17 protein-coding genes are annotated in these 18,304 nt (G+C 53.9%); 4 read left to right on the top strand and 13 right to left on the bottom strand.

Translation table 11 applies throughout. From position 1 onward, the window contains the following. Positions 1 to 124 precede the first annotated feature (124 nt). Positions 125 to 1,174 carry a serine hydrolase domain-containing protein gene (locus tag MHH78_RS13605; RefSeq protein ID WP_341167713.1) on the top strand — a complete coding sequence of 350 codons (1,050 nt, stop codon included), beginning with the start codon at positions 125 to 127 and terminating at the stop codon, positions 1,172 to 1,174. 119 nt (positions 1,175 to 1,293) lie between these two features. Here MHH78_RS13605 and MHH78_RS13600 read toward each other — a convergent pair whose 3' ends face one another. The 7 genes from MHH78_RS13600 to MHH78_RS13570 form a co-directional block, all read right to left on the bottom strand. After that, on the bottom strand, positions 1,294 to 3,681 hold the full coding sequence (locus MHH78_RS13600; protein WP_341167712.1) for a hypothetical protein: 2,388 nt from the start codon (positions 3,679 to 3,681) through the stop codon (positions 1,294 to 1,296). Positions 3,682 to 4,548: 867 nt separating this feature from the next. Continuing rightward, positions 4,549 to 5,880, bottom strand: coding sequence for a pyrimidine-nucleoside phosphorylase (locus tag MHH78_RS13595; RefSeq protein WP_341167711.1), 1,332 nt, complete (start codon positions 5,878 to 5,880; stop codon positions 4,549 to 4,551). Next, a complete protein-coding gene (locus MHH78_RS13590) occupies positions 5,880 to 6,743 on the bottom strand; it encodes a purine-nucleoside phosphorylase (protein WP_341167710.1) in 864 nt (287 codons plus the stop codon). Before MHH78_RS13590 ends, MHH78_RS13595 begins: the two co-directional genes overlap by 1 nt. 57 nt (positions 6,744 to 6,800) lie before the next feature. After that, positions 6,801 to 7,625 (bottom strand): purine-nucleoside phosphorylase, encoded by an 825-nt coding sequence (locus tag MHH78_RS13585; protein ID WP_036732029.1) that lies wholly within the window; start codon positions 7,623 to 7,625, stop codon positions 6,801 to 6,803. Between the two features lie 50 nt (positions 7,626 to 7,675). Continuing rightward, entirely contained in the window at positions 7,676 to 8,854 is a 1,179-nt protein-coding gene (gene deoB, locus MHH78_RS13580; protein WP_076086447.1) for a phosphopentomutase, read from the bottom strand. A 198-nt stretch (positions 8,855 to 9,052) separates the two neighbouring features. After that, a complete protein-coding gene (xerD, locus tag MHH78_RS13575; RefSeq protein ID WP_341167709.1) occupies positions 9,053 to 9,946 on the bottom strand; it encodes a site-specific tyrosine recombinase XerD in 894 nt (297 codons plus the stop codon). A 140-nt stretch (positions 9,947 to 10,086) separates the two neighbouring features. Further along, entirely contained in the window at positions 10,087 to 10,320 is a 234-nt protein-coding gene (locus MHH78_RS13570) for a DUF4227 family protein (protein WP_341167708.1), read from the bottom strand. 499 nt (positions 10,321 to 10,819) lie between these two features. Here MHH78_RS13570 and MHH78_RS13565 point away from each other — a divergent pair, with 499 nt between their 5' ends. Continuing rightward, positions 10,820 to 12,142, top strand: coding sequence for an IS4 family transposase (locus MHH78_RS13565; RefSeq protein WP_076086935.1), 1,323 nt, complete (start codon positions 10,820 to 10,822; stop codon positions 12,140 to 12,142). Positions 12,143 to 12,701: 559 nt separating this feature from the next. On the opposite strand, the gene fur is transcribed toward MHH78_RS13565, so the two are convergent. The 4 genes from fur to MHH78_RS13545 all read right to left on the bottom strand — a co-directional run bounded on the left by fur (position 12,702) and on the right by MHH78_RS13545 (position 15,779). Next, positions 12,702 to 13,169, bottom strand: coding sequence for a ferric iron uptake transcriptional regulator (fur, locus tag MHH78_RS13560; protein ID WP_036732017.1), 468 nt, complete (start codon positions 13,167 to 13,169; stop codon positions 12,702 to 12,704). A 150-nt stretch (positions 13,170 to 13,319) separates the two neighbouring features. After that, positions 13,320 to 13,955, bottom strand: coding sequence for a stage II sporulation protein M (gene spoIIM, locus MHH78_RS13555; RefSeq protein ID WP_076086458.1), 636 nt, complete (start codon positions 13,953 to 13,955; stop codon positions 13,320 to 13,322). Between the two features lie 67 nt (positions 13,956 to 14,022). Next, on the bottom strand, positions 14,023 to 15,216 hold the full coding sequence (locus MHH78_RS13550; protein WP_341167707.1) for an endonuclease Q family protein: 1,194 nt from the start codon (positions 15,214 to 15,216) through the stop codon (positions 14,023 to 14,025). Next, entirely contained in the window at positions 15,207 to 15,779 is a 573-nt protein-coding gene (locus MHH78_RS13545; RefSeq protein ID WP_051493868.1) for an NUDIX domain-containing protein, read from the bottom strand. Before MHH78_RS13545 ends, MHH78_RS13550 begins: the two co-directional genes overlap by 10 nt. A 77-nt stretch (positions 15,780 to 15,856) precedes the next feature. Between MHH78_RS13545 and MHH78_RS13540 the strand changes: the two genes are divergently transcribed. Continuing rightward, entirely contained in the window at positions 15,857 to 16,030 is a 174-nt protein-coding gene (locus MHH78_RS13540; RefSeq protein WP_340827352.1) for a hypothetical protein, read from the top strand. A gap of 171 nt (positions 16,031 to 16,201) precedes the next feature. On the opposite strand, the gene MHH78_RS13535 is transcribed toward MHH78_RS13540, so the two are convergent. Then, entirely contained in the window at positions 16,202 to 17,329 is a 1,128-nt protein-coding gene (locus MHH78_RS13535) for a M20/M25/M40 family metallo-hydrolase (protein ID WP_341139743.1), read from the bottom strand. Positions 17,330 to 17,428: 99 nt separating this feature from the next. Here MHH78_RS13535 and prli42 point away from each other — a divergent pair, with 99 nt between their 5' ends. After that, the gene (gene prli42, locus MHH78_RS13530; RefSeq protein ID WP_143803916.1) at positions 17,429 to 17,530 is read left to right on the top strand and encodes a stressosome-associated protein Prli42; all 102 of its coding nucleotides are present in this window, start codon (positions 17,429 to 17,431) and stop codon (positions 17,528 to 17,530) included. A 13-nt stretch (positions 17,531 to 17,543) separates the two neighbouring features. On the opposite strand, the gene lipB is transcribed toward prli42, so the two are convergent. Beyond that, complete coding sequence (gene lipB, locus MHH78_RS13525; protein ID WP_341170331.1) at positions 17,544 to 18,257, bottom strand: lipoyl(octanoyl) transferase LipB; 714 nt, start codon at positions 18,255 to 18,257, stop codon at positions 17,544 to 17,546. Between the last annotated feature and the right edge of the window lie 47 nt (positions 18,258 to 18,304).

Genomic DNA, 18,304 nt, shown 5'->3' with positions numbered 1-18,304 from the left:
GATAAACCTTACGCGCAGAGTACACTCTTACGGCTTACCGCCAATGAATAAAGGTTAATTCTCCCAAGCAGCGAAATATAACAGGGTACTGGTGCTTATTTTCAGACAGGAGGTGCTTCATAGGATGAAGCCTGCACATCAGATTAATAAGGACAAGCTGGTCCAGATTATCAGTGAAGAGGCCCGGCGGACGGGGTTCTCAGGGGTTGTACAAGTGACGGAACGGGAGCATGTCCTTGCAGCGGCAGCTTTTGGGATAGCTAATATCGGGGACGTACGACTCAACCAGGCCCACACCCGCTTCGCCATCGCTTCCGGCAGCAAGCTATTTACCGCCATTGCGGTCTGCCAGCTCGCAGAGCAGGGTTTGTTTTCTTTTGACGCCAAAATACTGGACATCCTGCCGAAGCAGGAATTCCCATTGTTCGACCCAGCGATCACCGTGCATCAGCTATTGACTCACAGCTCGGGCATACCGGATTACTTCGATGAAGAAGAGATGGAAGATTTCGCGGCACTGTGGAAGGTGACCCCGATGTACACGCTGAGGCGGCCTGCGGATTTCCTTCCTCTGTTTGCTGGACTTCCTATGAAATTCGTCCCAGGCGGGCGGTTTCACTATAACAATGCAGGATATATCATGCTTGCTATGCTCGTAGAAGCCGTCAGCGGGCAACCGTTCACGGAATATGTAGAACAACATATTTTCCTGCCTTGCGGGATGAAGGATTCCGGTTACTTCGCGCTTGATGCGCTTCCGGCCCACACCGCTCAGGGATACATCGACAGCAGCAATGGGAAAAAGACCAGCAACATCTACTCCATTCCGGTGGTCGGAGGCGGGGACGGAGGGGCATTTGTTACGGCGGCGGATATGCATAAGCTGTGGAGCGGCTTGCTTGAACACAAGCTGTTACAGGCAGAGACCACGGCTCTGCTGCTGACACCGCATATTCATGAGCGTGAGGACAGTTATTACGGTTATGGCGTGTGGATACAAGCCGGCCCCAGCGAAAAGGTGCTTAAGTACCATATCATGGGCTACGATCCCGGGATCAGCTTCCACTCCGCATACTATCCCGAACGTGGCCTAACGATTACTGCTCTCTGTAACAAGAGTAACGGGGCTTACACGATGATGTCCGCTATGGAGGGCTATCTGCCGGTGGGGTAGCGGTATGTTCCGTTTAGAAGTTACGGAGTATGATTCAATTGTCCTCAGATACGCTTATAGCCTTAGCTCAGTTTCTGGGCTAAGGCTATTTTACTTTTAATCTGCTAGGTGGAGTGGGATTAGGGAGTGAACGTAATAATATTGAGATTTCGATTGATAACTGTTGCTGAGGTTATATTGCTATCCGTGGTAACAATTGCACGAACTTGGTAGGATACAGAACCAGTAGCCGGAGCTGTATCAACATAAGTGTCCGCAATCGGAAAACGTTGCGTTCCCGATGCATTTCCGCTACGGTTAAGTGTTCTGGTAGAGATCAAAGTCGCAGAGCGGTAGATACGAAGTTCAGCAACAAGTGACCAGTTGGACGAAGTGATCGCTTCTAATGATATAGCGTAATCAATTTTCAGCTGCTGAGAGATCACTTCGTTCTGAGTCACCGAAACAACAACGACTTCTGTATTCAAAGGAGGATAGATAGCTATTGAGCCTGTAGTGTTGGTAAATGCCAGTGTAGGTGTACCCGTAGCTCCGGTAGCTCCTGTTGTCCCTGTGACTCCTGTTGTTCCCGTTGCGCCTGTCGTTCCTGTTACTCCGGTTGCTCCGGTGACTCCTGTTGTTCCTGTTGTTCCTGTTACACCAGTTGCTCCGGTTGCTCCTGTAGCTCCAGTGACTCCTGTTGTTCCCGTTACACCTGTCGCTCCTGTTACTCCGGTTGCGCCTGTCACTCCTGTGACTCCGGTAACTCCTGTTGTTCCTGTTACACCAGTTGCTCCGGTTGCTCCTGTAGCTCCAGTTGCTCCAGTGACTCCTGTTGCGCCAGTGGTTCCGGTCTCTCCCGTCGCCCCTGTAATTCCAGTTGCCCCGGTGGCTCCCGTTCCTCCCGTAACTCCCGTTACACCTGTGGTCCCCGTAATTCCAGTTGCTCCGGTGGCTCCCGTTGCACCCGTAATTCCAGTTGCCCCCGTAACTCCAGTTCCCCCGGTGGCTCCCGTTACTCCAGTTGCTCCAGTTCCCCCGGTTACTCCTGTAGCTCCGGTAGTTCCCGTTACACCTATGGTCCCGGTCTCACCCGTTGCCCCCGTAATTCCAGTTGCTCCGGTTGCACCCGTTGCTCCCGTTACTCCAGTTGCTCCGGTGGCTCCCGTTACACCTGTGGTCCCGGTCTCTCCCGTCGCCCCTGTAATTCCAGTTGCCCCGGTGGCTCCCGTTCCTCCCGTTACACCTGTGGTCCCCGTAATTCCAGTTGCTCCAGTTCCCCCGGTTACTCCTGTAGCTCCAGTGACTCCCGTTGCGCCTGTAGCTCCTGTTACTCCGGTGGCTCCCGTCGCTCCTGTTACACCTGTGGTTCCGGTCTCTCCCGTTGCCCCCGTTGCTCCTGTAACTCCAGTTGCCCCGGTCACTCCCGTTACTCCAGTTGCTCCAGTCGCTCCAGTCGCTCCAGTCGCTCCCGTTACACCTGTGGTCCCGGTCTCACCCGTTGCTCCCGTTGCTCCCGTAACTCCAGTTGCCCCGGTGGCTCCCGTAACTCCCGTTACACCTGTGGTCCCGGTCTCCCCCGTTGCCCCCGTAATTCCAGTTGCTCCGGTTGCACCCGTTGCACCCGTTGCTCCCGTAACTCCAGTTGCCCCGGTTACTCCAGTTGCTCCAGTTGCTCCAGTTGCTCCGGTTGCTCCAGTCGCTCCGGTTGCTCCAGTCGCTCCGGTTGCTCCAGTCGCTCCCGTTACACCTGTGGTCCCGGTTGCTCCCGTTGCCCCCGTTGCTCCCGTAAGGCCAGTTGCCCCGGTTACTCCCGTTACTCCAGTTGCTCCGGTGGCTCCCGTAACTCCAGTTCCTCCGGTTGCTCCAGTCGCTCCCGTTACACCTGTGGTCCCGGTCTCACCCGTTGCCCCCGTAATTCCAGTTGCTCCGGTTGCACCCGTTGCCCCAGTTGCTCCCGTAACTCCAGTTGCTCCGGTGGCTCCCGTAACTCCAGTTCCTCCGGATGCTCCAGTTGCTCCCGTTGCTCCCGTTACACCTGTGGTCCCGGTCTCACCCGTTGCTCCCGTACTTCCAGTTGCCCCGGTTGCTCCCGTTCCTCCCGTCAAGCCTGTCGCTCCGGTGGCTCCAGTTACACCAGCCGCTCCCGTTGCCCCTGTCACACCAGCCCCTCCAGAATAACCTAGTAATTCTGCAGAAACTAAGCGATGTGGGGTAGTTAGCTGTCCTGAACTTCCTTTTCCCCATACAGATATTTCCGTGTTATCAACAGCTCCACCAGTGATTGTAAATACAAATTCAAAGGAATTAAGATTACTGTAATAATTTCTTGAAATCACCGTATTGGGTAAAATCTCATCCTGGCTCAAGATAAATAATGTTCTAAGCCCACTGAGATTGTAACCCTGAGTTAATACGATCACGGGTTGGGTTGTACTTTGATTGGCGATTATTACAGTCGTTGATACCGTTGGTCTAGAGCCGTTAACAGCGTTATTCTCAATAGGCCCCGTATTCCATACCGCCATTCCCTGGCCTCCTTCTCCAGAATTTAGCTACTTCATTGCTTAAAGTGTCAATCTCTATTAAATGAACTGCAGCTTCATCCAGAACCTATCGGCTCCTTCTATATGAATCCGGTAATAAAATAGTATGTAGTCTATCATATTCATGCTAAATTCAATTGCTTATACTGTTGACCCTAGTAATCAGTGATTTGGTTCCATTCGTTACGAGATTCAGGCTTATGTAAAGGGAATTACTAGATATGCAGGCAACAGGCGAAGGAATGACCCAGATGTCTTCAGAACTAAATCATCCTAAAGGATGAATAAGATTACCTTCGCGCGAACACAATGTATGCTGTTTTTCACATACATTCGGGCCGTGTGCCTACTTGCGGGTATAATGTATGCTGTTTTTCACATATATTCAGGCCGTGCGCCTGCTTGCGAGCACAATGTATGCTGTTTTTCACATATATTCAGGCCGTGCGCCTGCTTGCGAGCACAATGTATGCTGTTTTTCACATATATTCAGGCCGTGCGCCTGCTTGCGAGCACAATGTATGCTGTTTTTCACATATATTCAGGCCGTGCGCCTGCTTGCGAGCACAATGTATGCTGTTTTTCACATACATTGGATCCATATTCCGCTGTAACAGCCCATTGTATTCGGTTGTAAGCATACCCTCAGCCTTCAGTCACATTCAGCATTAAAGTCCTTCTACGAATCTTTCAAAGAACTCGTATCCACAAATTTACACACACCTTTTCCACAGCAGAAGGAAACTATAGTTTCCTATACAAAAATAAAACAAGCCGTACGCCAGCAATATGCTGATTCGTACGGCTTGTTTGTATTAACAGGATTCCAGCGTAATACTCCGTTTCCGGCTAGTAACGCGTTACCCCGTCCTTGGTCACCAGCGCAAAGACCAGCGGCTGCGGCGGAACTGGCTGGGCAGAGATGCGGTAAGCTTCCAGCACTTTGGCTTCGGCCTCCTTCACCTTGCCTTCGCCGGCATCGTTCACGTGGAGCACCGCCAGGGTATCGCCTGCGGCCACGGCGTCGCCGACCTTCAGCGAGAGCTGAATGCCGACCGCCAGATCGATCACGGACTCCTTCGTCTCGCGTCCGGCACCGAGCAGCATCGCAGCCACACCGATCTCTTCAGCCTGGATGCTCTCCACATAGCCTGCGGTCGCAGCCTTGACCTCGATGAATCTGCGGGCAGCGGGCAAGGTGTCAGGAGAATCAATCTGTGAGACATCGCCGCCCTGGGCTGACACCATCTGCTTGAACTTAGCGAGGGCGCTGCCGTCTTCGATATGGGACAGCAGCATAGAGCGCGCTTCTTCCTCATCCTTCGCCTTGCCGCCGAGCACCAGCATCTGGCTGCCCAGGATCAGGCAGACCTCCTGCAGATCCTTCGGCCCGTGACCGTTCAAGGTCTCGATGCCCTCCTTGATCTCCAGGGCATTGCCGATGCCGAAGCCCAGCGGCTGGTCCATATCGCTGATGACCGCTACCGTGTTGCGGCCAAGGTGAGTGCCGATATCTACCATCGCCTGGGCGAGCGCAATGGAATCCTCCAGCGTCTTCATGAAGGCGCCGCTGCCAGTCTTCACATCCAGCACGATGGCGTCCGCGCCTGCGGCGATCTTCTTGCTCATGACGGAGCTGGCAATCAGCGGAATGGATTCCACCGTGGCCGTCACATCACGCAGAGCATACAGCTTCTTGTCCGCCGGCGTGATGTTGCCGGACTGGCCGATCACCGCCGCGCCGATCTCGCCCACCTGGGCGAAGAAGCGTTCCCGGTCCATCTCCACCGAGAATCCCGTGATTGACTCCAGCTTATCCAGCGTGCCTCCGGTGTGGCCGAGGCCGCGCCCGGACATTTTGGCTACCGGAACTCCGGCCGCCGCGACCAGCGGTGCCAGCACAACTGTCGTCTTGTCGCCCACGCCTCCGGTAGAATGCTTGTCCACCTTGATGCCCGCAATCGGGCTAAGGTCAACCTGGTCGCCGGACATCGCCATCTCCAGGGTCAGGTCGCCGGTCTCCCGCGCGTTCATTCCGCGGAAATACACGGCCATTGCCCAGGCGGAAATTTGATAATCCGGGATTTCCCCTTTGCTGTAGCCTTGAATCAGAAATGCTATTTCTTCGCGGCTAAGCTCACCGCCGTCTCTTTTCTTCTGAATAAGATCAACAGCACGCATTAGATCTGTACCTCACGGACGAAGGAGCGCACCAGTCCGATGAATTTTGGCTTGGTCAGGTTCGCCACTTTTACCACCTGCTCATGGGTGAGCGGCTCCAGCTCATCGCCAATCGCCATGTCGGTGATACAGGTAATGCCGAGCACGCGCAGCTTGCTGTGACTGGCCACGATAACCTCCGGCACGGTGGACATTCCCACGGCATCGCCGCCGAGATAGGCCAGCATTTTCAGCTCAGCCGGGGTCTCATAAGTAGGGCCACTGATGCCGGCATATACGCCTTCCTGCAGGACAAGCGCTTCACCGTCCACACCTGTAACTCCGTCGGCAAGCTTTTTCGCAAGCTCAATATATTCAGGGTCATAGGCACTGGACATATCAGGGAATCTTACGCCCAGCTCCGGATCATTCGGTCCGATCAGCGGGTTGTCGCCGGTCATATTGAGGTGGTCGGTAATCAGCATCAGGTCGCCTGCCTTGAACGCTCTGTTCATCCCGCCGCCAGCATTGGTAATGACAAGCGTGCCGATGCCCAGCTTAGCCATTACATAGACCGGAAGAACTACCTTGCGCATCTCATAACCTTCATAGTAGTGAAAACGGCCCTGCATGATCATAACATCCTTGCCTTCCAGCTTACCGATCACGAATCTTCCGGCATGGCCTTCTACCGTTGAATGGGGGAAATGCGGAATTTCTTCATAAGGCAGGTAGACTGCATCTTCGATCTGATCGCCCAGGTCGCCAAGACCTGAACCCAGAATAAGGCCGATTACCGGTGTATAACCGCCGAATTTGGATTGAATATATGCAGCGGCTTCCTGAACCTGGGTGCCGTATGGGACTGTTGTTGGTGTTGTCATCGATTGATCCTCCCGGATATGGATTGTGTATAGAATAACGCGTATGTGAAGCAGTACCTACATCTTGGGAATAAAAGCAAGCACAAGCTTCAGGAACTGCTCGCGCACACGCTCAGCGGTCTCCATCACCTCTGCATGATTCAGCGGCTGCGGCAGAATACCGGCTGCCATGTTGGTGATGCAGGAAATACCCAGCACTTCAATCCCGGCATGGCGGGCAACGATGGTCTCGGATACGGTGGACATGCCTACGGCATCTGCTCCCTGGCGGCGCAGCATCACGATCTCAGCAGGCGTCTCATAGTTCGGTCCGAGCAGACCCGCATATACGCCTTCCTTGAACTCAAAATTCAGTGCGGCGGCAGCTTCCTTGGCAGCTGCAATCAGACGCGGGCTGTAAGCCGAGGACATATCCGGGAACCGTACGCCCAGCGCATTGTCATTCGGTCCGCTCAGCGGATTGCGTCCGGTCAGGTTCAGATGGTCCGTAATCAGCATGAGATCGCCCGGTGTGTATTCGGTGTTGACGCCACCGGCAGCGTTGGTGACCAGCAGGCTGGTTACGCCCAGCTCCTTCATTACCCGTACCGGGAAGGCTGTAACCTCAGGGCCGTAGCCTTCATACATGTGGAAGCGGCCCTTCATCATGACCACGCGGCGGCCTTCGATCATGCCGATCAGCAGCTCGCCTTCATGTCCTTCAACCGTGGACACCGGGAAATGAGGAATCTCATGATAAGGAATAACGACTTCATCTGTGATCAGATCCGCCAGAATGCCTAGGCCGGAGCCCAGGATCAGCCCGATTTCAGGGGCGACGGTGCATTTATCTTTGATATATACGGCGGCTTCTTGAATTTTGCTTGAGGTTATAGTGGTCATGGGTTACACTCCTTCTTTTTTCAAAAAATCCAGTTCAAGCTGTGGTGTGATTACTGTAATTCAGACAAAAAGCTTGTCCCGTACTGCGGAGCCTTCGCCCCGAAGTTATCGGCGATTGTGGCGGCCACATCCGAGAAGGTCTGGCGGATGCCCAGGCTGCCTGGAGTCTTGAATCTCGGGCTGTAGACCAAGAGCGGCACATACTCGCGCGTGTGGTCCGTTCCGGCATGGATCGGGTCATTGCCATGGTCTGCGGAGATGATCAGCAGATCATCCTCACCGAGCGTACTGAGCAGCTCAGGCAGCGCCTGATCGAATACCTCCAGCGCACGGCCGTAGCCTTCCGGATCACGGCGGTGGCCGTAGAGGGAATCGAAGTCCACCAGATTGGTGAACAGGAATCCGTTAAACGGCTTGCGCAGCTCGTCGATCGTAATCTGGATGCCGTGTTCATTGCTTTTGGTCGGATAGGTTGCGGTTACCCCTTCACCGGTAAAAATATCATTGATCTTGCCGACAGCAATCACATCCTTGCCGATATCCTCCAGCGCATTCATCACCGTAGGCTCCGGCGGCTTCACCGCATAGTCATGGCGGTTAGGTGTACGCACAAAATTCCCCGGCTCGCCGACATAAGGGCGGGCAATCACACGGCCTACGGAGAACTCGGGAGCCATCGTCAGCTCACGGGCGATTTTACAGGCGCTGTACAGCTCCTCCAGAGGGATAATATCTTCATGTGCCGCAAGCTGGAACACGCTGTCCGCTGAAGTATAGACAATCCATGCGCCCGTCTTCATCTGCTCCTCGCCGTATTCCACAAGAATCTCCGTGCCGGAGGCCGGCTTGTTGCCGATGACCTTGCGTCCGGTAGCCGCTTCGAATTTCTCGATCAGCTCCGCAGGGAAGCCGTCGAAGTAGGTGTTAAAAGGAACCTCGATCTTCAGCCCCATCAGCTCCCAGTGTCCGGTCATGGTGTCCTTGCCTACGGATACCTCCTGCATTTTACCGTAGTAGCCTGTAGGTGCCGTTACCGGTTCAAGCGGCGGCAGCGGGGCAATATTCGCCAGCCCGAGCTGCTGCAGATTCGGAAGCTTAAGACCCGGAACCCGTTCCAGAATATGACCCAGCGTATGGGAGCCTGTATCTCCGAAATTAGCGGCATCCGGCGCTTCACCGATACCTACACTGTCCAGAACAATAAATCCGATGCGTTTAAATGAGGACATTGCCGTCTTCACTCCTTTTATAGTTTGCCTAATCTTGTCGTCTGCTCTAAGCATGAAGAAACTCCGGGAGAACCTCTCCCGGGAGCGATTTCTTCAGTATGATTCCATCATAACTTTCTTACTCACAAAAAGCATCTTTTCGGCCCAATCCGATACGCCCGCCCGTATTCCTAAGGTCCCTCATCCCTGTACAGCCGGCTATTTCGCCCGGGGATGATGATTCTCGTAGACCTCCTTCATATTCTTGCGGGCAATTCCGCTGTAGATCTGAGTGGTCGAACTATCGGAATGGCCCAGCATCTGCTGCACAGAGCGCAGGTCCGCCCCGCCTTCAAGCAGATGCGCAGCGAAGGAGTGGCGCAGAGTATGCGGTGTGATGTCCTGCTCAATCTGAGCTTCACGCGCGTATTTTTTGATGATTTTCCAAAAGCCCTGACGGGTCAGCCGTCCGCCCAGACTATTCAGGAACAGCGCAGGCTCCTCCCGGCTCGCACGCAGCAGCTTGTCCCGCATCCCCGAGGTATAACGGGCTACGCAATCAGCCGCAATCACGCCGATCGGGACCACACGCTCCTTGCCGGAGGCGCCGCTGCAGCGTGCGAACCGCAAGGATGTGTTCACATCCTCCACATTCATCGAGATCAGCTCCGTCACACGGATACCCGTCGCATACAGCAGCTCCAGCATAGCCTTATCGCGCATCCCCTGGGGAGCAGCTTCATCCGGAGCCGCCAGCAGACGCTCGATCTCCGCAATGCTGAGAATGACCGGCGGCTTGTGACTCGGCTTCATGGCTTCCATATCCAGCGTTGGATCTTGGACAATCAGCCGTTCCTTCAGCAAAAAATGAAAATAGGCGCGCAGCGATACCGTATTCCGGTTCACCGTGGCTGCTGCCTTCCCTGCTCCGCGCAGGGCACCCAGATAGAGCATAATATGCGTTCTTCTAATATCTTCGGCCGCGTCCAGGCCCCGCTCTTCCGTAAACTCCAGAAACTGCGAAATATCCCGTCCATAGGATTCCAGCGTACTAGGAGACAATCCTTTGTCCCCGGACAAATACTGCATAAACGGCTGTAAGTATGACTTCATCAATTCACGCTCCTGTCAGACTCAGGCTGCTTCATGCGGCTTCGCAGCGGGTTGAGATCCAGCAGCCGGAACAGCGTTGTTCCATGACATGCTATAGATTGATTCGACATACTTCTCCCTTAATCCTGCAATCCGTCCCGTTACTCCCCGTACCAGTAAAAAAGGCGCAGGCGATCCCCCGCACTTATCCCCTGTTCCCCATACTGGACATCCTGAAACGCCCGGACGGCGGTTCCTTCCGGAATCTCAACATTGCGGGCCGGGCTGATCCATTCGCTGACCCAGCTCAAAACATAATACAGCACACAGCTTACCGCCACAAGCATCGTCATGAAATACAGCCGGCGCACCGTGCGGGGCAGAGAAATAATCATCCAGGCAGCCTCCTCAAAATGATATCAGCATCTGCATCATCATCCTGCATATGCTCCCCCTTCTGCTACACTTGGGTAAGTGCAGGCAAATGCGGTGAGTAGAAAGAATGCGGGCAGAAGGAATGTGAGCAGAACTCGTCCTTCACTTTATGCGCCGGAGGGACGTGTTATGTATGTTAAGTAATATTTGGCTCCCTGGCCGCTCTCACTGAGACGGCTCTGCCGAAATCAGGTGCACTTTTACACCTTATTCGCCTGTTTAGTCCATGTTTTCCAAAATCAGGTGCACTAATGCTCTTCATTTGCTCAATATAGCGTACTTGGGCTGAATTCAGGGGCACTTGTGCCAATGTCATTAAGTTAAGATATAGAGCCAAAAACAAGAAAAAAAGGCAGGTTATCGAAAAGATAGCCTGCTCTTTTTTTGCACAAAAAAAATCTTGACAATCCGTAGAAAACGTGTGGCGAAGCCCCTTGAAAAAACGAGGAGGTTACGCCAATGAATGCTTATGCAAATTCGCTGAAAGACAGACTGACATCTCTCATCCGTGAGATGGCGGCTGCCCCCGCGCCTTACGTCAGAAACCCGGGAAAGGATTTTACCCGAACGAAAAAACTACCCTTTGAAATGGTTATGCAAACCCTGATCTTTATGGGCGGCAACAGCCTCTATAAGGAACTGTTGGAATCGCAGGGCTATGACGTTAACACCGCAACTTCTTCTGCTTTTGTTCAGCAAAGAAATAAAATTTTGCCGTCTGCGGTCGAATCTTTGTTTCACACCTTTACCGCGTCCCATACGGAATTCAAGGATTATCGAGGCTATCGATTATTGGCCATTGACGGTTCCGATCTGCATATTGCAACAGATCCTGCGGACCCGTTGACCTATTCTCAAAGTCAGCCCCACTCGAAAGGCTTTAACCTTCTGCACTTGAACGCTGCTTATGACCTCTGTAACCGGCTTTACGTGGACGCCATCCTTCAACCTCGAAAGCTGCGCAACGAAGGAAGGGCGCTGTCCACGATGGTGGATCGGTCCCCTATTCAGGGGAACGTCATTGTGTTGGCGGATCGAGGATTGGAAAGCTACAATACGTTCGCGCATCTGGAACGGAAAGGATGGAAGTACGTCATACGGGTCAAGGATTTGCATTCGAATGGCATTCTTTCGGGCTTGCACTTGACCTTTGAAGGGGCGTTTGATCAGGAGATTCACCTGACGCTGACTAAAAAACGAACGAAAGCGTTCAGGGATCACCCCGAAATCTATAAAATTCTTCCGGCCACCTCTAGCTTTGATTTTCTGGACATGCAAAAGAACCTGTTTTACCCGATTTCCTTTCGGGTGGTTCGTTTCCTCCTGCCCAGTGGCGATTATGAAACCGTCATTACCAATCTACCGGCTGCTGAATTCTCACCGGATGAACTCCGGGAACTGTATCACCTGCGATGGGGGATTGAGACCTCTTTCCGGGCCTTAAAATACACCATCGGTCTGACCCATTTTCACGCAAAGAAGCAAGAGTCCATTACCCAAGAGATCTTCGCAAGAATGATCCTCTACAATTTCGCTGAAATGATTACCTCGCACGTAGTCATTTCCCAAAAGGATAAACGGCACCTCTACCAAGTCAACTTCACGGTGGCCGTTCACGTCTGTAGACATTTCCTGCGCTCCAAGGGCGATGGACCCCCGCCTGATGTGGAAGCTTTGATTCGCAAAAATATTTTGCCGATTCGTCTCACCCGTCCTGGGCAAAGGAATACACGCAGAATACGTAGCAAATCCGCCATTAGCTTCGTCTACAGAGTAGCATAATTCGGTTCGCATGAACATTTTTTTAAGTGGATCTTCCATCCGCTTTGTTTGCTATGCGCTTTTTTCCTTCCTTACACCAAAAACAAACGGCATAGGACGTTTCCCCATACCGTTTTGGATTCTCTTTATTAATTCCAAACTTATCTTTGAACTTATCTTAATGACATTGGCACTTGTGCTCTTCATTACTCTCCTTCAACTACCCGTCCAGCCCACTTTCAGCGAATTTAATGGGATTTATCCCTTTAATCTCCCCGTCCAGCACACTTTTCAACGGATTTAATGGGATTTATCCCTTTCATTCCCTCATTCAGCCCACTTTCAGCGAATTCAATGGGATTTATCCCTTTCATTTCCCCTTCCAGCCCACTTTCAGCGAATTCAATGGGATTTATCCCTTTCATTTCCCGCCGCAGCCCACTTTCCTTGCTCTCCCGGCAATCAAAAAGCTCCCCTCCAGCCATTCAGCCGGGGGAGAGCTTGCGCGGTCATGCTTCATCTGAAGATGAGCTTAGGAATATCGCAATGAAGCATTCTTAAGTCCACGTTCTATATACGCTTATTCGGGAGTATTGTCCTCTGCCGGGTTCTTATCCTTGCAGCGGTGGCATATTCCGTGAAAATCAAGTCTATGATCAACCACCGTGAAGTTGTATTCCTGCTCCAGTCGCTCTTCCAGCGGTCCGAGCCAATCCTCACGAATCTCATCCATACTTCCGCACTGCACACAAATCAAATGATGATGATGATGCTTCGCCGTATCTGTACGCAGATCATAGCGGGCCACACCGTCTCCGAAATTGATCTTCTCCACGACATGAAGCTCGCTAAGCAGTTCCAGGGTACGATACACGGTGGCAAGACCGATCTCGGGCGCCTTTTCTTTCACAAGCATGAATACATCTTCCGCACTTAAATGATCATCCTCGTTCTCCAGGAGAACTCTTAAGGTCGCTTCCCGTTGAGGTGTAAGCTTGTATCCTTGGGATTGTAGTTGTTGCTTAATCTTGTCTATTCGGGCTTCCATTGTCTGCCTCCCCCTTGGAAAATTACCACACCGGGCTTCAAGCCACTTCTTCCATTATAGGGGGATTTCCTTTAAGAAGTCAAACGGTTTTAGCATCTCGACAGGGCTGGCCCATTCATTCACAGATCCTCCATATTTGAAAATTCTTCCTCATCCGGCCGACACCAGAAGAGGCGTCACCCAGCGCATCATCACCGGAGTCACGTAAGCCTCGAAGCCCGAGATTCCCATCACCAGCAGCGCCATCCCCAGCGAGAGCAGCGTATACATCATGAACGGATGAGTCACCTGCGTGCGGCGCTGCTGTCCCAGCACCCGGCTGCGGATCATTAGCAGGGAGAAACCGAGGGCCGCCGCGCTGCATACCAGCAGCACCGGAATCAGCACCAGATTATGCGGAGCGACGGAGACCAGGGCGAACAGCATGCCGTGCCAGGAGTATTGGCTGACGAGAGTGCCGACGGTGAAGCCGATCAGCACGCCTTTGAGGAAATCCAGAATCAGAATGCCCGGAAGTCCGATCACGGACAAGCCGAGCACCCAGATCAAGCCAACCCACTTCAGATGAAAGGCGGCGATGCTCCAGTATGAATCCTGCGCGGCAGGCAGTCCCTGCTGATCGACCGTCACGAAGAAATTGCTTAAGTAATCGCCCAGCTCCTGCTGCTGATCCAGCGTAAGCGCAGTGACGATAAGCGCTCCGAAGACCACCCCGACCAGAAATAATACCGCGACAAAAATATATAGAGGCGTCTGTTCCTTCACCATCAGCTTTAGACTGCGCACCCTGACATTCCCCTTTCCGGTCACATGTTACACCATATGAGGGAATGTCCTGATCTATGACTTGTCCTTAGTTCTTGAGCACCTTGCCGTAGGTGCCTCCGCCACCCGAGGAGAGCACGAGCTGTCCTGTACGGGCCAGCACGATCAGCCCGGCCAGCTCCGCTCCCGCTACAGCGGCAAGCTCGGCTTCCGCAGCCCGGTGCAGAATGTTCATCTCTGTGCCAAAAGCCTCCAGCAGCTGGTTCAGCTTACGCTTGCCGAGGCCGGGAATGAACTCCAGCGGCACCTGGTAATGGTACGCAGGCCGATATTCCGGAACCTGCGGCAGCGGACGGTCGGCAATGTGCAGAATGCGGTCCAGCACACCCTGGACCAGCTTCGGACTGCCGCAATACGGGCAGCGCTCCGAGGTGCTGTAGGCTTCATCGATGATGCTGCCGCAGCCGCCGCAATAGGTCCGGTGATATTTGCCCAGCCGGGGATTCAGCCCGAAGTTGGCGCTGACCCTGCGTCCTTCCGAGCGCCGGAGCGCCAGCTTCAGCTCCTCGAAGGAGGGCTCCCGCATCTCGATGACATTGTACTCGCGGCCGATTTTGCCGAGAGAATGGGCATCGGAATTAGTCAGGAAGCTGTAACGGTCAAGCTCCGAGATATACCCTGCCATCTCTGAATCCGCACTGAGGCCAAGCTCCACCGCCGCGATACGGTCCAGATCGAATAACTCAGCCATCCGCTCGGCCGCACAGCCATAGAGCCCCTTATGAGGCGTGAAAATATGGGCCGGGATCAGCAGTCCGCCCCGCCCGGTAATCTCGTCCTGCAGCACCCTTGAAGGGGCGTACAGGCGCTGGGAGCTAAGATTCCTATTACGCATATGGGCGCTCATCCAGGTGCTGAAATCCTCCATCGTTCCAAGGTCCGGCATGAAGGCCAGGACATGGCACTCCCGCCGCCCGGGCTCGCGGATCTCAATCTCGGTTCCCAGCAGGATCGTCGTCCCCCGGTACGCAATTCCGCCGCCTGCGGCTATCGTCATTTCACCGGAATCCAGCGCGGTATGAATATCACGCAGCACGCCCGGTGAGTGGCTGTCGATAATGCCGATCAGGCCAATCCCCTTGCGCTCCGCCGCTTCCCGGGCAATCCCGGCGAAGGTCAGATCACGGCTGCCGCTGATTTTGACCGCCTGGCCCTCCGAAGTCCGTCCGATATGCACATGCAGATCGCAGTAGACGCTTCTGAGCTCCGCCGCTAGTGCCATTGGCCTGTCAGCGTGTAGAGATGCCAGGCATAGACCGCCATCATCGTCTTGGCATCGGCAATACGTCCGTCCGCAATGTACTGGTAGGCTTCCTCCAGCGTCAGCTCGGAGACCTCCAGGAACTCATCCTCATCCAGCGCCATCTCGCCCGGCTGGGCATCCTCGGTCACATAGAGGTGAATGATCTCGTCGGCGAAGCCGGGAGAGGTGTAGAACGACTTCAGCAGCTTCAGCCCCCCGCTATGAAAGCCGGTCTCCTCCTGAAGCTCACGGCCCGCAGCCGCCAGAGGATCTTCACCCGGGTCCAGCTTGCCTGCGGGAATCTCCACCTCGGTACGGTGCATCGGCTGACGGTACTGCTCCACGACCAGCATTTTACCTTGGTTCAAGGCCAGCACGGCTACAGCTCCAGGGTGCTTCACGACCTCGCGGGTTGCGGTGTTGCCGTCAGGAAGCCTCACGGTATCCACCTGCAGCGAAATAATGTGGCCTGCAAAAATCGGCTTCGTTGACAATGTTTCTTCATCCAATGCGGGGTTGCGGTTTATTTCATCTTTTTTCATAGATTTGTGGTCTCCTTTGGCATCGTTATGCATAGGGTGTATTATAGCAAACTTAAGAAGAAAGAAGGAATGCAGGCATGAATAACATCCTTGTCCAAGCAAGCTCATCCGCAGTTACAATGGTAGGTAAACCGGAACAGATTATGGCCGTAATGGCCGGGTGGATGAAGCAATACGGGCGCGATATGCCCCTCTCTTACATCCTGCTGCTCCAGGCAGATTCGCGGATCAAAGCTTCCAAGGCTGGATAATGCCGCTTCGTTCTTCCGGTCAGCGTCTATGATCTTCCAGGGTATAAGAAGGAGCTGTCTCCCGGATCATCCCGGAAACAGCTCCTATTTATTATTTGTTATGCGGCAGCAGACCGCCTTGGTATTAGCCTTGGCATGAACGGGTTCCTCCTGCACAGTATCTTAATCAGATTAGCCCTTCTGGCTCTCGGCCACAATGGCTACAACCAGGCTGGCCACCTTGACGATGTCTGCGGCCTTGATCCGCTCCTTCGTGGTGTGAATATCCTCGTAGCCAACCGCCAGATTCACAACCGGAACGTTCAGCCCGTTGAACACATTGGCATCACTGCCGCCGCCGGAAGCGAACAGCCGGGTCGTCAGACCCAGCGAAGTGATCGCCCGGTCAGCCAATTGAACAACCGGATCATTCCCATTAAAGCTGAACGCCGGATAGATCATCTCGCTGCGGAATTCACTCTGCGCACCGTGGTCGCGTGCGGTAGTCTCCAGCGCCTCACGCATAGAGGCAATCTGCTTCTCTACCTTCTCCTGCACAATACTGCGGGCCTCCGCATCCAACTGCACATGATCGCAGACCACATTCGTCGGTCCGCCGCCGGCGAACTTGCCGATATTCGCTGTCGTCTCGTTGTCAATCCGTCCAAGCTTCATAGCCGAGATCGCTTTGCTCGCTACCTGAATGGCGCTGATACCATCCTCCGGGTTCACGCCTGCATGGGCGGATTTGCCGAAGATCTGCATCGTTACCTTCGCCTGTGCCGGTGCTGCAATCGCGATGGCTCCCACTTCTCCGTTGGAATCCAGCGCGAAGCCCATATCTGCATCCAGATGTGCCGGGTCCATGGCGCGTGCGCCCATCAGCCCGGACTCTTCGCCTGCCGTAATGACGAACTGAATCTGGCCGTGCGGCAGCTTCTGCTCCTGAATGACCCGGATCGCTTCGAACAGGGCAGCTAGTCCCGCTTTGTCATCCGCTCCAAGAATGGTACTGCCATCACTTCGAATCCAGCCGTCTTCCCCCAAGGCAGGCTTGATCTTCTGGCCGGGCACCACGGTATCCATATGGCAGGTGAACAGCAGCTTCGGCGCGCTCACTCCGCTGTCAGCAGGCCAGGTCACGAACAGGTTGCCGGCTCCGTGCCCCGTTCTCTCCTGCGAATCGTCCTCCACCGCAGTCAGCCCCAGGCTGCTGAACTTCTCCTTGAGCACATCGGCAATCTGCCGTTCATTCCGGGTCTCACTGTCAATCTGGACAAGCTCCATGAACTCATGGATCAATCGGTCTTCTGATATCATATGGACTTCCCTCTCTTTCTCAGATACGTTACAATGGTTGTACTGCGTTCAATTGTGGGCTTATGCTCATAACTTAAACTAATCTCAAAGGAGTCACTCATGCAACGACAAAAATGGTTTCGCATTATCATCTACATCATGCTGTTCGCTATGATCGCCTCTACGGTGCTGTTCGTCATCGAACCGTTCCTCGCAGGTTAATCACGCTTAGCGCTTAAGTAACAGCGTCCGGTTCCCCGGGCGCTGTTTGGCTATACGGAAACTGCTCCAGGAAATAAGGCACCAGCTCTTCAGCAACCGTCCCGATGTCAAAAGCGCGCCCTGTGCATTCCTCAAGCGAGGTCACTCCGTATTCCGCAATACCGCAAGGGATAATGCCTGTGAAGCCGCTTTGCCCGATCCCGGCCGATACGTTGAAGGCGAAGCCATGACTGGTAACAAACCCACGGCGGAATTTACACTTGTTGAACTTTACGCCGATGGCACAGATTTTCTCATCACCGACCCACACCCCGGTATACCCCTGCTTGCGGGTTCCCGTAATGCCATAGGCCTCCAGATACGCTATAATCACCGACTCCAGCTTGCGCAGATAGCCATGCAGATCAACCTTGCCGTTCTCGCCCAGCTTCAAAAGCGGGTACCCGACCAGCTGGCCGGGCCCGTGATATGTAATATCTCCCCCGCGGTCAATCTCAAACAGCGCAATTCCCTGATGCCTGAGCTGTTCCCCGCTGAGGAGCAGATGCTCCGGATGATTCTGCGAACCGATGGTGTATGTGGGCGGATGCTGCAAAAGAATCAGCTGCTCGGAAGCAGTGCCCGCGTCAATCGCATGCACCGCTTCCTTTTGCAGCTCCCAGGCCGCTCCGTACTCCATCACCGGAAGAATGGTAACTGTAAGTTTGCTTAGGTTCAGGTTCTCCATCATCGTAAGTTCCCCTTTGCTTCTCATTCTCCCTGTCCCAGGAGTCC

The sequence above is a fragment of the Paenibacillus sp. FSL H3-0333 genome (assembly GCF_038002805.1).
Classification (GTDB): domain Bacteria; phylum Bacillota; class Bacilli; order Paenibacillales; family Paenibacillaceae; genus Paenibacillus_AQ; species Paenibacillus_AQ silagei.
Note: the sequence above shows the minus strand (reverse complement) of the source record. Positions and strands in the feature narration are given on the sequence as shown.